Origin of the sequence: Paenibacillus sp. FSL E2-0178 (assembly GCF_038593005.1) — a bacterium.
GTDB classification, from domain to species: domain Bacteria; phylum Bacillota; class Bacilli; order Paenibacillales; family Paenibacillaceae; genus Paenibacillus_AQ; species Paenibacillus_AQ phytohabitans.
This window is the reverse complement of the sequence record NZ_CP151953.1, coordinates 5,892,354-5,910,517: the sequence shown is the minus strand read 5'-3', so window position 1 is coordinate 5,910,517 and position 18,164 is coordinate 5,892,354. Positions and strand designations below refer to the sequence as shown.

The 18,164-nt window shown below is 51.2% G+C and carries 16 protein-coding genes; 7 read left to right on the top strand and 9 right to left on the bottom strand.

The window, feature by feature from the left end:
• Positions 1–36 precede the first annotated feature (36 nt).
• Entirely contained in the window at positions 37–1,566 is a 1,530-nt protein-coding gene (locus MHI42_RS25860; RefSeq protein ID WP_342421061.1) for an extracellular solute-binding protein, read from the bottom strand.
• A gap of 131 nt (positions 1,567–1,697) precedes the next feature.
• On the opposite strand from MHI42_RS25860, the gene MHI42_RS25855 reads away from it, so the two are divergent.
• The gene (locus MHI42_RS25855) at positions 1,698–4,091 is read left to right on the top strand and encodes a helix-turn-helix domain-containing protein (protein WP_216626799.1); all 2,394 of its coding nucleotides are present in this window, start codon (positions 1,698–1,700) and stop codon (positions 4,089–4,091) included.
• Here the strand turns inward: MHI42_RS25855 and MHI42_RS25850 are convergent.
• Positions 4,066–4,833, bottom strand: a complete 768-nt coding sequence (locus MHI42_RS25850) for a hypothetical protein (protein WP_342421060.1) — start codon at positions 4,831–4,833, stop codon at positions 4,066–4,068. The genes MHI42_RS25855 and MHI42_RS25850 overlap by 26 nt on opposite strands.
• Positions 4,834–5,016: 183 nt before the next feature.
• Positions 5,017–6,846, bottom strand: a complete 1,830-nt coding sequence (locus MHI42_RS25845) for an APC family permease (RefSeq protein WP_171720171.1) — start codon at positions 6,844–6,846, stop codon at positions 5,017–5,019.
• A gap of 423 nt (positions 6,847–7,269) precedes the next feature.
• Here MHI42_RS25845 and MHI42_RS25840 point away from each other — a divergent pair, with 423 nt between their 5' ends.
• Positions 7,270–7,521, top strand: coding sequence for a hypothetical protein (locus MHI42_RS25840; protein ID WP_342421059.1), 252 nt, complete (start codon positions 7,270–7,272; stop codon positions 7,519–7,521).
• Between the two features lie 60 nt (positions 7,522–7,581).
• Here MHI42_RS25840 and MHI42_RS25835 read toward each other — a convergent pair whose 3' ends face one another.
• Positions 7,582–7,998, bottom strand: coding sequence for a MarR family transcriptional regulator (locus MHI42_RS25835; RefSeq protein WP_171720172.1), 417 nt, complete (start codon positions 7,996–7,998; stop codon positions 7,582–7,584).
• A gap of 292 nt (positions 7,999–8,290) precedes the next feature.
• A complete protein-coding gene (locus tag MHI42_RS25830; protein WP_342421058.1) occupies positions 8,291–8,470 on the bottom strand; it encodes a hypothetical protein in 180 nt (59 codons plus the stop codon).
• Between the two features lie 157 nt (positions 8,471–8,627).
• Here MHI42_RS25830 and MHI42_RS25825 point away from each other — a divergent pair, with 157 nt between their 5' ends.
• The gene (locus MHI42_RS25825; protein ID WP_171720174.1) at positions 8,628–9,101 is read left to right on the top strand and encodes a DUF2798 domain-containing protein; all 474 of its coding nucleotides are present in this window, start codon (positions 8,628–8,630) and stop codon (positions 9,099–9,101) included.
• A gap of 86 nt (positions 9,102–9,187) precedes the next feature.
• Positions 9,188–9,556, top strand: coding sequence for a hypothetical protein (locus MHI42_RS25820; RefSeq protein WP_144026233.1), 369 nt, complete (start codon positions 9,188–9,190; stop codon positions 9,554–9,556).
• 98 nt (positions 9,557–9,654) lie between these two features.
• On the opposite strand, the gene MHI42_RS25815 is transcribed toward MHI42_RS25820, so the two are convergent.
• The 4 genes from MHI42_RS25815 to MHI42_RS25800 form a co-directional block, all read right to left on the bottom strand.
• Positions 9,655–11,094, bottom strand: a complete 1,440-nt coding sequence (locus tag MHI42_RS25815; RefSeq protein ID WP_342421057.1) for a glycoside hydrolase family 32 protein — start codon at positions 11,092–11,094, stop codon at positions 9,655–9,657.
• 65 nt (positions 11,095–11,159) lie between these two features.
• Positions 11,160–12,779 (bottom strand): extracellular solute-binding protein, encoded by a 1,620-nt coding sequence (locus MHI42_RS25810; RefSeq protein WP_342421056.1) that lies wholly within the window; start codon positions 12,777–12,779, stop codon positions 11,160–11,162.
• 19 nt (positions 12,780–12,798) lie between these two features.
• Positions 12,799–13,680, bottom strand: coding sequence for a carbohydrate ABC transporter permease (locus MHI42_RS25805; protein ID WP_171720177.1), 882 nt, complete (start codon positions 13,678–13,680; stop codon positions 12,799–12,801).
• A gap of 12 nt (positions 13,681–13,692) precedes the next feature.
• Complete coding sequence (locus tag MHI42_RS25800; protein ID WP_171720178.1) at positions 13,693–14,643, bottom strand: ABC transporter permease subunit; 951 nt, start codon at positions 14,641–14,643, stop codon at positions 13,693–13,695.
• Between the two features lie 441 nt (positions 14,644–15,084).
• Between MHI42_RS25800 and MHI42_RS25795 the strand changes: the two genes are divergently transcribed.
• The 3 genes from MHI42_RS25795 (at position 15,085) to MHI42_RS25785 (ending at position 18,076) form a co-directional block, all read left to right on the top strand.
• Positions 15,085–16,125: a LacI family DNA-binding transcriptional regulator gene (locus tag MHI42_RS25795; RefSeq protein ID WP_171720179.1), complete on the top strand. Its 1,041-nt coding sequence runs from the start codon at positions 15,085–15,087 to the stop codon at positions 16,123–16,125.
• Between the two features lie 33 nt (positions 16,126–16,158).
• Positions 16,159–17,139, top strand: coding sequence for a carbohydrate kinase (locus MHI42_RS25790; protein ID WP_342421055.1), 981 nt, complete (start codon positions 16,159–16,161; stop codon positions 17,137–17,139).
• A 238-nt stretch (positions 17,140–17,377) separates the two neighbouring features.
• The gene (locus MHI42_RS25785) at positions 17,378–18,076 is read left to right on the top strand and encodes a DUF6710 family protein (protein ID WP_171720181.1); all 699 of its coding nucleotides are present in this window, start codon (positions 17,378–17,380) and stop codon (positions 18,074–18,076) included.
• The last annotated feature ends 88 nt before the right edge of the window (positions 18,077–18,164 follow it).

The window sequence follows — 18,164 nt, the reverse complement described above, 5'->3', positions numbered from 1 at the left end:
AGTAGGGTGGACAAGCTTAATATGTACTTTTACCAATTATTCCTCACTAGCCCGCGCCTTCGCCTCCGCCTCCGTATATTCCTGGATGATCATACTGCCGCCGCTGTTCTGCCATTTCTCGACCTCTCCGGCGAATCCGTCCGCATCGATATTGCCCAGAATATAATTGTAGGTAGCATCTACGATAATGGCTGACAGCTCGGCGTTCTTCTCATCATAGGTAGCGGAGGTTAAACGTACTGCCGGGTCATCGACCAGGAACTGCTCATTATCCTGGCTCAGCTGGTCGGCAAGGGCCGTCAGCTGCTCCTTCTGCGCCACCTCCATAATGTTCTTGTTACCGATATCGGCAATCATCAGGGAATAGAGCGGATTCACCTCAAATACACGCAGCTGGGAGGTTTCCTCTGGAAGGATCACCTTCCCCTCCCCATCGAGCTGATAATGCCGGCCCTCGAAGCCGTACACCATCAGGTTGGCTACATCCTTATCCATCGTGCGGTCAAAGAACCCCAGCACCTGCTTCAGTTCCTGCTCTGTGGCAATGGCTTTTTTGGAGAAAAGATACAGGCCGTTGTACTTGGGAATCGACCATACCTTGTACCCGTCCGGCCCCTTAATCCGGTTAATCAGAGTAAGCTCCGCCTGGGGATTAATTGCCTTGGCCTCAATCGACAGCCGCTGCACGTCTGTCATGCTCCCGATGAATATCCCTGCCGTCCCGCGGATGAACTTATCCCGCTGTACATCCTTGCTCGTCAGGGCGAAATCCTGGTTGATAATCCCCTCGTTATATAATTTGCGCATGAAATTCATCGTGTCCATGTATTCAGAGGTGGCGAATTCCGGAATAAACCGGTTGTTCTCAATCTTCCAGTTATTCGGCGTGCCGAAATAGGAGCTTAACGTCTTAAATACCCCGTACACCAGGTCATTGCGGTCTACCAGTCCGAGGGTATCGGCTTTGCCGTTCCCGTCCGGATCATTATAGGTGAACTGCTTCATCACCTCGTACAGCTCATCCAGTGTCCCCGGCGGGCTCAGGTGCAGATGCTCCAGCCAGTCCTTACGGATAATAATCCCCTGCCTGGAAGCGGGTCTTTCCGTATAGAGGCCATAAATCCCCCCGTCCACCGTGGTCTGCTTAAGGATAGAAGCATCCAGCTGGCGCAGATTCGGGAACTCCTCCAAGTACGGTCCAATCTCCCAAAAAGCGTCGGAACGGATCATATTCTTGACCGGATTATAATCGGTGAATTTCACAAATGTAACTTTGCCGAGGGCACCGGTGGTCAGCGCCGTATTCATTTTGTCCGTGTACACGCCCTCCGGCACCCAGGTAATATTCAGCTGCGTCCCGGTCAATCTCTCAATCTCGGCGATAAGATCCTTGGAAGGGGTCTGCGGGAAATGCAGCGGCGCAAGAATTGAGATGGACGGCTTCTCTCCGGCAGTATCTGAAAGGGAAGATTGCCCCTCACTGCAAGCACTTAATAAACCGAACGAGAGTAGTAGAATAGAGCAGCATATAAGAGTCACCTGCCTGCCTGCCAATCCTTTGAACATTTCATAACCTCCTAAAATCGAAATATTTATATACAATAAGGCCCTATTTATTGAATAATTTAGCATGTGTAGTGATTATTAGAGAAAATGATTATTGCGGCACCAGATGATTATTGTTATTATCCTTCGTGATGCATACACTTAAAGCAGTGATTACGACTACTCATACAAAGGTGCTGAATCTAGTGAAATCCTTAAGCTTTCTAAGTAAATTAACGATGTTCGCGTTTGCAATCAGCATCCTGCCGGTGCTGTTCATTGGTTCTTTCTCTTATTTCACATCCTCCAAGGAAATTCAAAAAAATGTTAACGAAAGCAAAATGGAACTTATTTTACAAATTACCTCAAATGTAGAACATAAGCTTACCACTGTCAACCAGACCTTGAACCAGGTAGTGAACTCATCTGTGCTGAAAAAAGCGCTCAATAATCCGCTAAATGTAACCGATTTCATTTTATATAATGACATAAGAAACGAAATCCGCAACATGCAATCTTTCGATACGAAGCTGGAGGATGTCATTCTATTAAATCAGCGGCAGAACTGGATGATCAAGAATTCCGGGCTCTACCGCCTGAATGAATACCAGAATTACGAGCAGCTCACGAACCTGATGAATATTCAAGGCACATCGTCCTGGGTGCTGAATCCCTCCTCCCTGTTCTACAGCGAAGAGAGTATTAACGTTACCGGGTGCAATTACAGCATCAGCCTGATTAAGAAGCTCCCAACCACCAAGCTCCAGAAATACGGGCTCGCTATGGCCAATATTCCCGCCTGCAGTCTCCAGGACTTCATCAACTCCGATGTGCAGCCGCTGGACAGCATTATTATGCTGGACGAATCCGGACGGATTCTGCTCCATCCTGACCGTACCCTGATCGGCCAGCCCGCCGAAGCAGGGGGATTCACGGGCTTCCAGCGGATTGCCGCAGCAGCCGAGCCCTCAGGCCAATTCAAGACCGAAATCAACAAAGAAGATTATTCCATAACCTATATGCGCTCCCAGCTTAACGGCTGGATCTACCTGTCGGTAACTTCCATTGAGAGTCTGACCCGCGAATCCGGCAAAATCGGCACCTATACGGTATTTGTCTGTACGTTCATGCTGCTGCTGTCTGTACTGCTGGCGTGGCTGGGCTCCCGGCGTATGTACACTCCAATCGAACGGCTGCTTAATCAGATGGGGCAACGCCGCCCCGGCCTGCGGGCCAGGCATACGGATGAATTCCAGCTCATCGGCGAGCAGGTGCATTCCCTGTTCCAATCCAAATCACAGCTGGAGAAAGAGGTCAGCCAGCACATCGGGCAGGTGCGGACCTTCTTCCTGATTCAGGCCTTTCAGGGCAATCTGAGGAAACGTGAGCTGCTGGAGGAACTGGAGCAATACGGGTACCGCAAGCAGGTGGAGGAATGGAAGACAATGGCTGTCATTACGCTGAGCATCGACTTCTCCGAGGAGAGCAGCTATGAGAAAAAGGATCTCAATCTGCTGTTATTCGCGGCGCATAATATGATTGAGGAATTGGTATCGGCGGATAACAGGCTGACCCCTGTGATGATGGGGCATGCCCTGGCGACCGTAATTGGCAGCAGTGACGGCAATACGGAATCTTTTCACCGTACGCTCTATGCCTTGACGGAGAAGCTGCAGCAGGAGATTAATAATTACCTGAAGCTGCAGGTCAGCATCGGGCTTAGTCTGCCGTTCCACTCTTTTGATAAAATGTCCATTGCCTACAGGGAAGGCCTGGAAGCCTTGAAGCACCGGATCACGCTCGGCAAAGGCATCATCATCCAGTACGAGAACATTAACTCCGGCAAGCATTATCTCAATCTGAACTACCCTACCCATACCGAAAATGACCTGATGGATGCCATCAAGCTGGCTGACAGCGACAAAGCGAAGGAACTGCTGCATAAGCTGTTCAAGTGTATTTTTGCACTAGGGCTCTCACCGCAGGAATACCAGATTCCGCTGACACGGCTGCTGAACAATACGCTCATTATGATGCAGGAATCGGGGATTACGCTGAATCAGATCTATCATGCCAACGGCTCATTGTTCGAAGAGCTGACCGATCTGCATATTGTTGCGGAGATTGAAGACTGGTTCTGGACCATCGTCATCCAGCCGGTCATCGTCATCTTCCACAGCAGGCAGAATGCCCAGTATCATAACATCTCCGAGAAGCTGATCGACATCGTCCAGCATGAGTATGACAAGGATCTGACGCTGGAGGAATGTGCTTCCCGGCTGCATTATAACGCCAACTATATCAGCAGTGTGTTCCGTAAGGAGACCCAGTATTACTTCAGTGACTACCTTACAATGTACCGCTTCAAAATGGCCAAGAAATGGCTGGAGGAAACCGATATGCCGGTGAAGGATATCGCCTCACGCCTCAGATACAACAACTCGCAGAACTTCATCCGCTCGTTCCGCAAGCAGGAGGGGATGACCCCCGGCCAGTACCGCGACAACTTCAGCTCGAAGCCTAAGGCTGTGCCCGATGATTATTAAGCGCAGGGTCCTCAGGCGCGGATTTGAGCTTGCGTGATTTTCTTGACCGGATAAAGAACGTTATAAGTACGGCCAGAATCAGCAGGAGGCCGCCGCCAGCGATGGCAATATTCCGGATATCCGGCACGTATACAGCCAGACGCAGGGGCTCGGAATCCGCAAGTGAAATATGCCAGGTTAAAGTATTGCCGTCTTGTTCTGCCGCATTATTAGGCCCGTACAGATCATAGGGAATCGTTAATTTGAAATCAACGGAGAAGGTACCCATCAGCAGCCGCACAAGGGATTTAGGCACGCTTAAGCTGCCGATGCCATCAATAATTTCATCCGAATAGGCGTTCAGCTTAGGCTGGGCCACTACATCGTACCGGGTATACAGCCATCTGTTTGTCTGCCCGACCTCCGCCTCCACAATATCGAGACTACTGCCGCTGGACTGCAGCTCCTCGATCGAGGCATAGGATTTCCGAAACTGATATTCTGTAGATTTACCGCTTGCCGTTTTGTTCAGCTCAATCCCTGCGGCCGCAAGCCGCGTGGTCAGGAGCTCCTCTATTTTACCGCTGACCAGCTTCTCCGCCCGGGAATCCAGCAGCAGGCTGAAGGCCAGATCGAGAGAACCGTTCTTCTTCACCGTCATATGGGCCGTTCCCTGCGCGCAGCCCGTGAGCAGCAGCACAAGCATCATCATCATTAGCACTGTCTTAACTTTGAATCCGTTCAAGCCTCGTACTTTCAACAACTGTCCCTCCATCCGCTGCCTGTTGCTATTGCTTAACCGAACCTGCCAGAGGCGAATCTCCGGAAGGTCACAGTTTAGCTTACCATATGCTCCTGTTGGGAGAAAAGCAAGATTAGCCTCAAGCTTATAAAGCCCCCAGCCATCGGTTATCGTGGCTGGGGGCTTTTTGCGTGCATCACGCAGTTATTTTTTCAAATGATAAGGCACAGTAGTAATAATTACATTTCTGCGGTACAGCAGATGCGCGCGGATCAGCAGGCTGGATTGGTTATGCAGGATGTTATGCCAGCCCTTCTTCGGAATGAATTGCGGAACGATTACAGTAACCTGATAATTCGATTCACTTGCTTTGCGCTGGACGGTATCGATGAACTTGGTCAGCGGATGAATGATGCTGCGGTAGGGCGAATACAGCGTCACCAGCCGCACCTCGGGATGGAATTTTTTCCACTTCTCTTCGAATATAGCGTCATCCTCCCGCTCAAACGGAATGTGGACTGCAATAATCTGTTCGGCACCCAGCGACTTGGCATAACGCAGGGAGTTCTCCACTACATGCGTAATTCCGGCCACCGGCAGAATAATGATATTCCCTTCGATCGCCAGCGGCGGTTCGCCGCAGGTGGTGATCCGCAGCTGATCAGCCACCGATTCATAATGCTTGTGGATGCGGTAGAAGAACAGGATAATCAGCGGCAGGAAGACCAGCACCGGCCAGATCTGCGGGAATTTGGTCAGGAAGAACATAATGGTTACGATGAAGCTGATGAGCGCTCCGATCGTATTGATGATCAGCTTGGGCAGCCAGCCCTCCGGCTTATGCCGGATCCATTTGACCATCATCCCGGTCTGCGAGAGCGTGAACGGAATAAATACCCCTACCGCATATAGTGGAATCAGGTGCTCAGTCCGTCCCTCGAAGGCAATGATCAGAATGATCGACAGGATACCGAGGCTGAGAATCCCGTTAGAATAACCCAGCCGGTCACCGCGGACCGTGAACATCCGGGGAATGAATTTATCCTTGGCCAGATTCACCGCCAGCAGCGGAAACGCGGAATATCCGGTATTGGCGGCCAGAACCAGAATCAGTGCCGTGGTCCCCTGAACGAAGAAATACATGAAGTTCCGGCCGAAGACCTGCTCGGCAATATCGGAAACCACGGTAACTTCCTCACGCGGGGCAATCCCGTAATAATAAGCCAGGAAGACAATCCCTGAGAATAACAGCGCCAGCAGTATGCCCATCGCGGCAAGTGTTTTGGCTGCATTGTTCGGTGCCGGAGCCCTGAAGTTCGGTATGGCGTTCGATATGGCCTCTACCCCTGTCAGCGCCGAACTCCCCGAAGAGAACGCCCGGAGCAGCAGGAACAAGCTCACTCCAGCCACCGGTGTACCCAGTGAGGTATGCAGTTCGGCAGGCACATTGCCGGTCACAATGTTGAACAAGCCAAGACCGATCATGATAAACATGGCAAGGACGAACAGATAGACCGGATAAGCCAGGAAGGACGCCGATTCAGTGACCCCCCGCAAATTCAGCGTCGTAATCAGAAGGACGAAGATGATGGCAATAATCACATTATAAGGATGAAGACTAGGGAAAGCTGAAGTGATGGCATCTGTTCCGGCGGATACACTTACCGCCACGGTCAATATATAGTCCACAAGCAGTGAGCCGCCGGCCACGAGACCCGGATACTTGCCCAGGTTCTCTTTGGATACCACATAGGCGCCGCCACCTTGGGGATAAGCAAAAATAATCTGCCTGTAGGAAAGTATCAGCGCCAGCAGCAGCACGAGTACCCCTACAGCGATAGGAATGGAATACCAGAAGGCTGCTGCACTAATCGTAATCAGCACCAGCAGAATCTGCTCTGGACCGTAAGCAACCGAAGACAAGGCATCCGAGGATAGAATGGCAAGAGCTTTGGTTTTGTTTAATTTCTGTTCGCCCAGTTGATCCGACTTCAGCGGCCGTCCAATCAGGAATCTTTTTACCGAAGACATCATCTCAGCTCACCGACTTTTTTTAAAGTTATATTACCCTTGGCGCTCAATTATAATCTGGCCCTATAACTGGATGCAGACACTATATTTGCTGCGCCGCCTGGTTAATACCTTAATCCTTTTATAACATTCTGTATAGGTGCAGATACCATAGACATTTTCGGTTTTTAGGAATAAAATCTGTATATTTTCTCTAATAACTGCACATACTTCCGAAACTATGCTTACCCCTTCTGCCAAGACCACGGCAAAAAGACGAAGCAGGCATTCCGCTTCGTCCATAGTTGCTCAATGCGCTTTTATATTCAGCAATCAGCCGTTTTCAGCTTATAAGCGGCTTCATATTCGGAGATGATGGCATCGCCGCCGGATTTACGTCATTTTTTAACCTCCTGCTTAAATCCGCCGAGATCAATTTTTTCAAGAATGAACTTATACGTTGCATCTGTAATGATCTTCTGCAGCTCAGATCCCTATGAGGAGAAGCTAGGGGATTCAAGGGAATACATCGGGTTAAGTGTAACTTTACCGCTATCATCTACATCCCAGCCGGCGATCCGTCCGGTAATCATCACCCTGCTAATCCTCAAAATCGGGCATACGCTGGATCTTGGCTTTGAGCATATGTATGTATCTGACAAAAAAGCCCGCCGGAATCCTCCCGGGAACCTTGAATGAACGCCATTCTAACCGTGACAAACCGTGAATCTGCCTGGACACCCGGCAACAGCTCCAGTCTCAGAGCCAATCCTCTGTAAGCAGCTTCCGCAATACCTCTACCTGATCCTTGCCGATCCGGGCTGCGATCTCCGCCTCAATATCCTGCTTAATCTCCAGCATACTCCTACACACCTCCGCCCCCCGCGGAGTAAGCACGATATGCTTGTCCCGGCTGTTCCCCTCTACAATCGCCGTGTCCACATACCCTCCAGCCAGCAGATGGTTGATCGTTTTCTGCGTCCCCTGGCGGGAAATGCTGATCAGCCTGCTAATCTCCGAAATGGACAGCATGACATGCAGCTCAAGCATTGCAAGAATATGTGTTTCGGTCTTATTGAGCTTCTCCCCGCTCGCCATATTCACCCTGTCCCGCAGAACCTTGTGCTTCTCGCTGATTAAATCGACCAGGTTCAAACCAAGGATATACTCTTTCATCAAAATGGCCTCCAATATATACATACAATTTGGCGTAAAGTCTAATTTAATGAGCTGAGCTTAATTTGCTAACTAAAATCCTGCACGAAATACAACATTCCCCTCACAATATCGGGTGTAATCAAGAATTGTTGTATAAAAGGCAACATTCCTCCCTTATTCAAGCCGCTAAGCCGGGAAATTCTTGTATTTCATACAACAATCCTTACGAATCTGCCATTATCCATAGGTCCAAGTTGCACTACGTACAACATTTAGGCCTGCCTGTCTTTACTGGTGAACTTAAGTTCGCTCACTTAGCCAGCCGCAGAACCACCCGGGTAACCCTTGCTGCCCATCTGCCTGCCCGCTTGTCCGCTTGCTGCCCACCCGCCCATCCGCTAGTCCACTTGTCCGCCCACCCGCCTGCCCACCTGCCCGCTTGTCCGCTTATCCCTTGCTGCCCATCCGCCTGCCCGCCCGTAATATTCAATGCATGTTCCGCCCTCCATTAACCCGTTGCTTGTGTTAGTTATAGTCTTAAGGTGCATTGGTTCTGGATTGATAATTGTCAACTAGGTTGACAATATTCGCACCCCCTGCTACTATAAGTGAGGTTTGAAAAACTTATATTTAAGGGAGTTTGAGAAATGGGCAGCAATAAAAAAGAAGCTTTAATTTTCACAAGCCTCATGTGCTTTTTCATGGTCGTTTTCATGTCTTTTTATAATGTAATCATCTCTAACGGATTCAATAACAGACTGTTCGCCGATGTGGCGATTGGTCTGCTGCCGGCACTTGCCGTTGCCTTGTTCTGCGATATTATTATAGTCAGTAAAATCGCCAAAGGCCTGGCCTTCAAGATCGTGAAGCCTTCCGCCCCGATGATCAAGAAAGTACTGACGATCTCATGCTTCATGGTCTGCGGAATGGTCATCCTCATGTCTCTATATGGCACACTAGCACACTTCGGATTCGGGGACAACTTCTTCCGTCATTACTTCTCTGTCCTGGGACTCAACTTCATCTGCGCCTTGCCGCTGCAGCTGATTGTTGTCGGTCCGCTGACCCGTTTCCTGTTCACCCGGATGTTTCCGGCTCCGGCTGCAGCGCATAGCGCCTGACGTTTGCTTGATTTAACCAGTCTGAGGGTAATAATGGATATCTTTCACAACTGGATTGAATCAGCCAATAGAAAGGATGTTGTGCCATGCTCAGCCGAAAGGATGGTATCTCTCTTCTCCTACTAGTCGTGGCTCTTGTACTGATTAACTGGTTTGGCCGTTCACTCGATGCCCGGTTCTGGACGTATTTCACTCTGTTCGCCAATTGTATTCTCGTTCAGGGTGTATTCATTACACTCACGAATGTGTTCAAGGCGAGACTGAACCGCAAAGCTTCCAAAGGACTCATTCTGTTGTCGCTCCTCACAGGTCTGATTTCATTCGTAGTTATCTTCTCTTCTGCTATGGATCTGGTGAACCAGATCTTCCTTGTCATCATCCAGATGCTGATCACTTATGCGGAGGCCCTATTGCTCCGGCGGGAATTCAGGGCAGATGAGGGCCGGAAAATCTAAGCTTGGCTGCCGCTCTCCTGTGGCGCAAATAAAGGGTGTTCCACAAGCTGTTTCCCAGCTTGTAGAACACCCTTTATCAGGTTAATCCTATATATTATTTATCGGATGAATGACTGGTTGCCACGGAGCTGTACACTGCCGCCGGCAGAATAGAAGGTCAGGCCCGAGCAGGTTCCTCCGGGGAAGACCAGGCTGGTGATTGCGGAGAGGCCGTCATTGGCGAATACCTCGACCGAACACGCATCCAGCAGGATACGCAGGTTCTTCAGGCTGCCAATTTCCCCGGTGCTCTGTAGATCCGGGAATATTTCCGAGAAGCCGGTCTCGCCGGACTGATCTCTACGCAGGGTTAGCGTACCTTCGGCAGAAGAGTAGATGAGTTCTGTATACTCGGTATCTGTATGATGAATAATAAGACCGAACTCTTCCGCTTCATTGTCCGCAAGCTCCAGCCGCAGCTCCATCGCCGAATCCTTGCTGCTGACATACTGGCGTTCACCTGGAGTCAACAGCATATCCGGCATAGCCGTGCTTTCCCCGAAATAGCGGTCCAGCTCTGCTACAGGCTGCTGACGGATCAACATGCGGCCTTCTGCCGCATCATGCAGCGTCAGTACCCGCGGAATCGTCATCGCTCCGCGCCAGCCCTGGCTTGGAATATGGTTGGCATACCGCCAGTTGCTCATCCAGCCGATGAGGATTCTCCGCCCGTCCGCAGCCGGAATGTCGGAGAAGCTGACCCCCGCGTAGTTATCCTTGCCATAGTCCAGCCAGCGGATGTCGCTGTGCTCCGGTGTGAACACGGAGCCGTCGAACTCACCGACGAAATATTGCGTCCGCGAGCCATATCTCTGCCCGCTGTCATCACCGATACTGACCAGCAGTACCCACTTGCTGTCTCCTGTCCCTTCAACCGGGAGCTGGAACAGGTCCGGGCATTCCCATACCGCATCATGAGAGCCTGCGCCGTCGCCGAATTCGCTCTCCAGACGCCACTCCCGCAGATTCGGGGAGGAGTAGAACGTAATCGTCTGATCCGTCGCCAGCACCATAATCCATTTTCCGTGAGCTTCTGACCAGAACACCTTCGGATCACGGAAATCCGCCTTGGAAGGATGGCTCAGCACCGGGTTGCCTGCATACTTGATCCAGGTCCGGCCATTGTCATGGCTGTAGGCCAGGCTCTGTCTCTGCACGGCAGGCGACGTTTCCGTCGGCTCCAGATGACTGGTGTAGACTGCGACGATACCCGGCTTCTCCGGGAACAGTCCGCTCGTATTGTTCCAGTCTATAATTGCACTGCCGGAGAACGCATAGCCGTGATCGTCCGGATACAGCGCAATGTCCAGCTCCTCCCAGGATATCATGTCTTTGCTAACTGCATGTCCCCAGTGCATCGGCCCCCAGATAGAGGAATGCGGATGATACTGATAGAACAAGTGATATTCGCCTTCAAAATAAACCATTCCATTCGGATCATTCAGCCAATGCTGCTTGGGCGTAAAATGCAGTATAGGCCTGTATTTGGCTCTCTCCATAATTTCCACTCCATTACCACCTTTATCTGTTTATATGTTTATCATGTGCCGCAGCTATTGTAGCCTCAGCCCTTGTTCTTGAGATAGCTGTCGTATCCTCTTTGCTTAATCTCCAGCCATTTGTCCAGCCCGAGTCTGGACAGTTCTGCCTGATAATCCTTCCATTCGTCTTCCACTTTACCGGTCTTGGTCCATTCCGCACGCTTGCGGCTGACGTAAGCGAACATGTCCGTCTCGATGGCGGTCAATTCCTTCTGATCCTCCAGCGAGTAGAAGACACGCGGGAAGTTATTATCTGCCTTCATATAAGGGACCAGCTTCTCCTTCATGAGGTCCAGACGCCAAGCGGCATCATCCGGCTTGGTGGTTACTTTGCCGTAGTATTCGTCCAGGATAGCCAGCGGTCCGCCGATGCTGGTCTTCTGGCGCAATTCAACCGGAGCCGCGCCTTCCAGCGGGAGATGCTTCAGCATTTTGGCGGATTCATCGTATTCAAAAATATTCTGCTGAGTCTCATCACCATACGTTCCCCAGTTATCCTCAACCGACTGCTGCGGATCATACAGCTGGTCAATCCACTTGGCGGTAAGCTCCAGATTCTTGTTCGAACCGGTAATAACCATCCGGCCGCGGTCAAATCCGAAGTTGTTCGTGCGGGCTACATTGACTTCACCGTTTGGTCCAGCCAGCGGATTCATGAGATCGTATTTATCGTTGAACCCGGTAATATTGGCTTTATCCCACTGGAAGTAGAGACCGTAGCGCTCGCTCTGCCCTTTGGCCAGATACGTATTGTAGTCCTGCTCAAAAGCCTCTTCGTCGATCAGATCCAGCTGATACAGCTCATTCAGATACTTGATGCCCTCTTTATATCCGTCCTGATTAGCAGTGAAGACTACTTTGCCGTCATTGGTAACCACGGTGTGGTCGAAATTGTCCCCCAGGCCGAACGAGCCGAACAGGAAGTTCATATCCTCATTGCCGTTATTCAGCACAAAAGACAGCGGAATCTCATCCTTCTGGCCGTTTCCGTTCGGATCATCATTCTTGAAGGCAACCAGCACCTTCTTAAGCTCCTCCGTCGTGGTTGGCATAGCGAGTCCCAGCTTCTTCAGCCACTCCACATTGATCCACGGCATCCCGTTGACCGAATGAATGCTCTCCTTGCCAGAACCCAGCTCTTCAATCCACGGGAAAGCATAGATATGGCCGTCCTGCGCCGTCATCATTGATTTGTACTCCGGCGCGGCTGCCAGCACCTTTTGCAGATTCGGCATATACTTCTCAATCAGCTCTTCAAGCGGAACGATTGTTCCATCCTTGCCCAGAGTCAACAGATCATAATCCGAGTAGGCGGCATCAATGATTGCATCCGGCAGGTCTCCGCTGGCTACTGCCAGATTTCTTTTCTCGACAAAAGAGTCATTCGTAAAGTTGGTGAAATCGATGTGTACACCGGATTTCTCTTCCAGCCGCTTGTAGATCAGCTTCTCGTTCGGATCGGCAGGCGCCAGCGCCGAGCTCTGGGACATGAAGTGCAGCGATACCTTCTCTTTAAGCGGCAGCGTCACATTCTCCAGCTTGTAATCCTCGGAGGCCGAGGAATTGCTGTTTCCTCCGCCGCAGCCGGCAAGCACCGAAGCTGAGATTGCCAGCACGGACAGGGTTTGCAATGTTTTTTTCATATGAGATTCCCCCTATATATTATTTAATGGAGCCTACCATAGCACCCTTCTCGAAATACTTCTGGAAGAACGGATACATTACGATGAGCGGCAGACTGGAGATGACAATGGAAGAGTATTTGATCATTTCGGACAATTTCTTAAGCTCTGCCTGGGCAAGCGCATCGGCAATCATGCCGGGCTGCACCTGATTCTGAATCAGGATCGAACGGAGCACCAATTGCAGCGGGAACAGCCGGGAATCGTCCAGATAAATCATGGCATCGAAGTAAGAGTTCCACTGCCCCACGAAGGCATACAAGGCCAGCACGAAGATGATGGGCTTGGACAGCGGCAGTACAATCCGGAAGAAAATGCCCAGATCAGATGCCCCGTCGATACTGGCTGCCTGAAACAGCTCTTTGGGCAGGCCCTGGAAAAAGGTTTTGGCCAGAATAATATTGAACACGCTGATCGCTCCGGGCAGAATTACCGCCCACACCGTATTCAGCATCCCCAGATCCTTCACGACCAGATAAGTCGGGATCAGACCGCCGCCGAAGAACATCGTAATCAGGAAAAAAATCATCACCGGCCGCTTTCCGGCCAGTCCCTCGATGGACAGCGGATACGCCGCGAAGACGGAGAAGAATACCGTAGCCAGCGCGAAGGCGGCCGAGTAGAATACGGCGTTGAAGAAGCCGCGGATCATCGCGTCGTTGCTGAGAATTTTGATGTAGCCTGTTACCGTCCAGTCCGATGGCGCAATCGCCAGCCCCTTGGTAATGAGCACATTCGGTGTTAAGAAGGAGGCCAGCACGACATACACCAGCGGAAACAGAATGACCAGAATGAACAAACCGAGCAATATATAAGTGATAACAAGCAGAATCCGGTCCTTCCCGGAATATTGAATATCCATACTTACCTCCTTTTAATACAGCCCTTCCCCTTCGTTCAGCCGCTTAACGACGGTATTGACGAAGACCAGCAGGATTACGTTAATGACGGAATTGAATAATCCGATAGCGGTGGAATAGGCATAATCGCCGGCCTGCAGACCCACTTTATAGACATAGGTAGCAATGATCTCCGAGGTCGGAGTGTTGAGCGCCGTCTGCATCAGGAAGGCCTTCTCATAACCGATGGACATGATGCCGCCCGCCGCAAGGATAAACAGTACCGCCATCACCGGCCTCAGCGCAGGCAGATCAATATGGCGGATGCGCTTCAGCAGAGAGGCACCGTCAATCGTCGCCGCATCATGAAGCTGCGGATCCACACCCGCCAGCGTAGCCACATAGATAATCGAGGACCAGCCTGCGGTCTGCCAGATACCCGACAGAATATACACGGATCGGAAATAAGCGGGATCACTCATGAAGGACACCGGCTTACCTGTAAAAGTAGTAATCATCGCGTTCACCACACCGGTCGGCGACAGGAACACAAACAGCATCCCTGTGACCACCACGACCGAGATAAAGTTAGGCGCATACACGATCAGCTGGACATTCTTCTTGAGCTTCGCGCTGCGGATCAGATTCAGCATAAGCGCCAGCAGAATCGGCACCGGAAAACCAAGGATCAGCCCGTAAGCGCTTAATTTAAGCGTGTTCATTAAAATATCGTAAAAATTCGGCGATGAGAGGAAACGCTGAAAATGCTCGAACCCCACCCATGCGCTGCCCATGATGCCTCTGCGCGGGCTGAAATCCTTGAAAGCAATAATAGCGCCGTACATCGGAACGTATTTGAATATAACTGTAAGAATTACGGCCGGAGCCAAAAATAGATACAGGATATAATTCCGGCGCACGTAGCTTAACCACGACTTATGCTGTTTAAGTTCTGTACCCCTTTGTTGAACCATCGGGTTTGCCATTCTTTTTCCTCCTTACGGTGCGCCTGCTCTAATACTGCTGTGCAACAGGCCGCTGCTTGCTTGCCATCCACATGGCATTGGTCCGCCTGGATCTATCTATCCTCCTGACGGTTAGGTTACCCACCTCCGGTCTAACTATTAATTTACATTTCACAAAATGAATAGGTTTTCAAATTTACATTTGAACATGTTTCGCCTTTACAATTTATCAGAGACAATGACAACAAGTCAATACATTTTGCACAAAAAAATATTTTAAATCGTGCATTATATAGTGCAAATGTAACATTATCATCAGTTCAAGCAAGTAAAAGAGCCTTTTTTTTCGGAAATGTAAAATTGATTTGTGCATTTGTAAAATTACGTTGTCAATATTGAGTAAATGCTATATATTAGGTAGCAGAGGTTACTAATAAGGGGATACAAAGGTGGAACACAGTGATGAAGAAAGCAAAGGTCACCATTCAAGACATTGCGGATGCGCTCGGCATCTCCAGAAATACGGCATCCAAGGCACTGAACGGCGCCGAGAGCATTCCTCCCGAAACCCGGGAGAAGGTAATCAACAAGGCCGTCGAGCTCAAATATAAACAATTCTCCTATCTGGAAGCAGCAAGCAGCGCCTCCGAGAATCAGGGCAATATCGCCCTCTTGACCAGCAATCTCCCCAACAGCTCCCACTTCGGTTCCCAGCTGCTCAGCGGACTGGAGAAGCGTATCAGCACCGAAGGCTATACCTTGTCCATTTATTTCGTCCGGGAGAACGACATTAACAGCATGACCCTGCCCGGCAATTTCGAGCCTGGGAATGTGGACGGCATCATATGTATTGAAATGTTCAGTAAAGAATACAGCGGGCTGATTACCGAACTAGGCATTCCAACAATCTTCATTGACTGCGCGTCCGATATTATCTATCCGGAGCTGAAGGCCGACCTGCTGCTCATGGAGAATGAGCACAGCGTGTGTTCCATGACCCGCAAGCTGATGGATCAGGGCTTGCAGAGCTTCGGTTTTGTAGGCGATTACAACCACTGCCGCAGCTTCAATGAGCGCTGGATCGGATTCAATCGGGCACTCTCCACAGCCGGTATCCCGCTGAATCCCGAATCCTGCATTGTCGGCCGGGACCGGGACTATCTGATTGAAGCGGACTGGATGGATCAGCAGCTGGACGCCCTTGGCGAATGGCCCTCCGCCTTCATCTGCGCCAATGACTTCATCGCGATCCGTGTCATGAAATCGCTTAAGAACAGAGGAATCAAGGTGCCGGAGGAGGTTGCGGTCTGCGGCTTCGACAATTCCTCGGAATCCCGGATCATCGAACCTCATCTGACGACGGTACATATTTACAGCGGCCATATGGGGATTGTCTCTGCCGAGATGCTGCTCTCCCGGATCAAGGACCCTGCCAAGCCCTATCAGGTGACGCATGTCGCCACTGACGTTGTATTCAGAGAATCTACCCCCGTTCCGAACTAATACAAACCAATTCTGCCTGGAGGTTATTTTACAATGAAAGTATATGGTACAGTCCTGTGTGTGGGCGAACTGCTCATTGATTTCTTTTGCACCGATGTTGACGTCAGCCTGACCGAAGGCCGGCATTTCTCCAAGCAGGCCGGCGGGGCACCGGCGAACGTGAGTGCAGCCGTTGCCCGGCTTGGCGGCCAATCCGCCTTCCTCGGCAAAGTCGGAGCCGATCCCTTCGGCCTCTTCCTGAAGCAGACGCTGGAGGAGCAGAAGGTTGACACCTCGATGCTGCTGCTCGACACCGCGGCGCCGACCACTCTGGCCTTCGTCTCGCTCGCGGCGAATGGAGAACGCGATTTCGTATTTAACCGCGGCGCCGACCGGCTGATGAGCCTGGAAGAGCTGGACCGGGCAGCCATCCGTGAGGCCGCCATGCTTCATTTCGGCTCGGCGACAGCCCTGCTGGCCGATCCCTTCCGCGAGGTCTATGTGACGCTCATGGATGAAGCGAAGGCGAACGGGCAATATATCTCCTTCGACCCCAACTACCGGGGTGACCTGTGGAACGGACGGCAGGAGGAATTCATCACGCTGTCCAGAGCAGGCATCTCCAAGGCCGATCTGGTAAAGGTCAGCGACGAGGAGCTGCAGATTATTACGCGTGAAGCGGACCGCAATGCCGCCCTTGATCTGCTGCATGAATGGGGAGCAGGAGCAGTTGCCGTTACTCTGGGCAAAGACGGCACCCTGATCTCCTCCCCGGATTCCCGTATGCTGATTCCGAGCATCTCCGTGAAGTCCATTGATTCCACCGGAGCCGGGGACGCGTTCGTCGGAGCCCTGCTCGGCCAGATCAGCCAGCTGGCACATCCGGCCGAGTTCACCCGGAGCTCAGAGCTGCAGCAGACGTTCGTGACCTTCGCCAATCAGGTAGGCGCAATCGTCTGCACCAAGGTCGGGGCCATCGCCGCGCTGCCTACGCAAGGCGAGGTCCGGGAGTTTGTGCGGCAGGCGGCGCTGTAGAGAAGCTCTCCATTGGGGGCTGACGGAGTGCGGCTGAAGCCGGCGCTGGGTATCAGGTCCGGATACCTGAGCAGTACAAAGATGCCCCATAGGCGCCCGTGATACGGGCAGCTATGGGGCATCTTTTTTGCTTTGGCGCTAAGAACCCAATCATTACCTGCTGTTTTCATCACAGACACCTTGGCCTAGTCGTAATATGATAAGCAAAATATCATACGACTGAAGGAGCAGCTTGTGCATGAACACGAAACAAGAATTCGATAATCTCATGGCATTTGCCAAGGACTTAATCAATGAGAATCTCGGCTTTTATTATGATATAAATTACGGCTACTTCCAGCCCGAGACCCACCCGATTGTAGACTTCATACGGCTCATCGGCAGGAGGATTCAGAGCCAGCTGATGCTGATGCCCGCACTCTACGGTGAGATCGACCAGATGGAGCGGATTTTCTCGGACAACCTGTTCTTTGATGAGTGGGCAGAGGTTACCCTGGACGGGAAGAGCTTCCACTTCCTGATGAGACAGATTGACAACAGCAGCAGGATCATTCACCTGGCGCGCGATCTGGTCTTCCCCTCCCCCTGGATTCCCCGGAAACTGCGCGACAGTCTGATCCGCATAGGGGAAGGTACCCTGAACGGCAGCTGGAGACAGGATATCGGCCATGAAGTCACACTGTGGCTTCCAATGGGTATCTCCTTCGTGGAAGGCTCGGGACACCATTCGGTCACGGCGGGGATCATCAAGGGCGAAGGGGAACTCTACCCTACCTCGGTATATGACATCAGCCCCATCTATGATCATGTATATACCGACGGCAAGTATTATTACAGAACGCATGATCATTCCGTAATCTCCGAGGTTCATTTCGCAGAGTGTGCCGCTATCTTCGAAATCGGCCGGATTATGGCGGCGCAGAAGATTATTTTCTGAGGCTGCGCGGCACGTTACAAGGGCTGTGCTAAGCGCCATGAATTGGCTGCTTGGCAGGGCCCTTTGTTTTTGTACGGGACGCCCCGCT

Bases quoted from the DNA above. Each gene is read 5' to 3' on its own strand.
- MHI42_RS25795 (WP_171720179.1), top strand. From the start codon at position 15,085: ATGAAGAAAGCAAAGGTCACCATTCAAGACATTGCGGATGCGCTCGGC.
- MHI42_RS25855 (WP_216626799.1), top strand. From the start codon at position 1,698: ATGCATACACTTAAAGCAGTGATTACGACTACTCATACAAAGGTGCTG.
- MHI42_RS25785 (WP_171720181.1), top strand. From the start codon at position 17,378: ATGAACACGAAACAAGAATTCGATAATCTCATGGCATTTGCCAAGGAC.
- MHI42_RS25800 (WP_171720178.1), bottom strand. From the start codon at position 14,643: ATGGCAAACCCGATGGTTCAACAAAGGGGTACAGAACTTAAACAGCAT.
- MHI42_RS25810 (WP_342421056.1), bottom strand. From the start codon at position 12,779: ATGAAAAAAACATTGCAAACCCTGTCCGTGCTGGCAATCTCAGCTTCG.
- MHI42_RS25845 (WP_171720171.1), bottom strand. From the start codon at position 6,846: ATGATGTCTTCGGTAAAAAGATTCCTGATTGGACGGCCGCTGAAGTCG.
- MHI42_RS25825 (WP_171720174.1), top strand. From the start codon at position 8,628: ATGGGCAGCAATAAAAAAGAAGCTTTAATTTTCACAAGCCTCATGTGC.
- MHI42_RS25815 (WP_342421057.1), bottom strand. From the start codon at position 11,094: ATGGAGAGAGCCAAATACAGGCCTATACTGCATTTTACGCCCAAGCAG.
- MHI42_RS25820 (WP_144026233.1), top strand. From the start codon at position 9,188: ATGCTCAGCCGAAAGGATGGTATCTCTCTTCTCCTACTAGTCGTGGCT.
- MHI42_RS25805 (WP_171720177.1), bottom strand. From the start codon at position 13,680: ATGGATATTCAATATTCCGGGAAGGACCGGATTCTGCTTGTTATCACT.
- MHI42_RS25840 (WP_342421059.1), top strand. From the start codon at position 7,270: ATGAACTTATACGTTGCATCTGTAATGATCTTCTGCAGCTCAGATCCC.
- MHI42_RS25835 (WP_171720172.1), bottom strand. From the start codon at position 7,998: ATGAAAGAGTATATCCTTGGTTTGAACCTGGTCGATTTAATCAGCGAG.
- MHI42_RS25860 (WP_342421061.1), bottom strand. From the start codon at position 1,566: ATGTTCAAAGGATTGGCAGGCAGGCAGGTGACTCTTATATGCTGCTCT.
- MHI42_RS25790 (WP_342421055.1), top strand. From the start codon at position 16,159: ATGAAAGTATATGGTACAGTCCTGTGTGTGGGCGAACTGCTCATTGAT.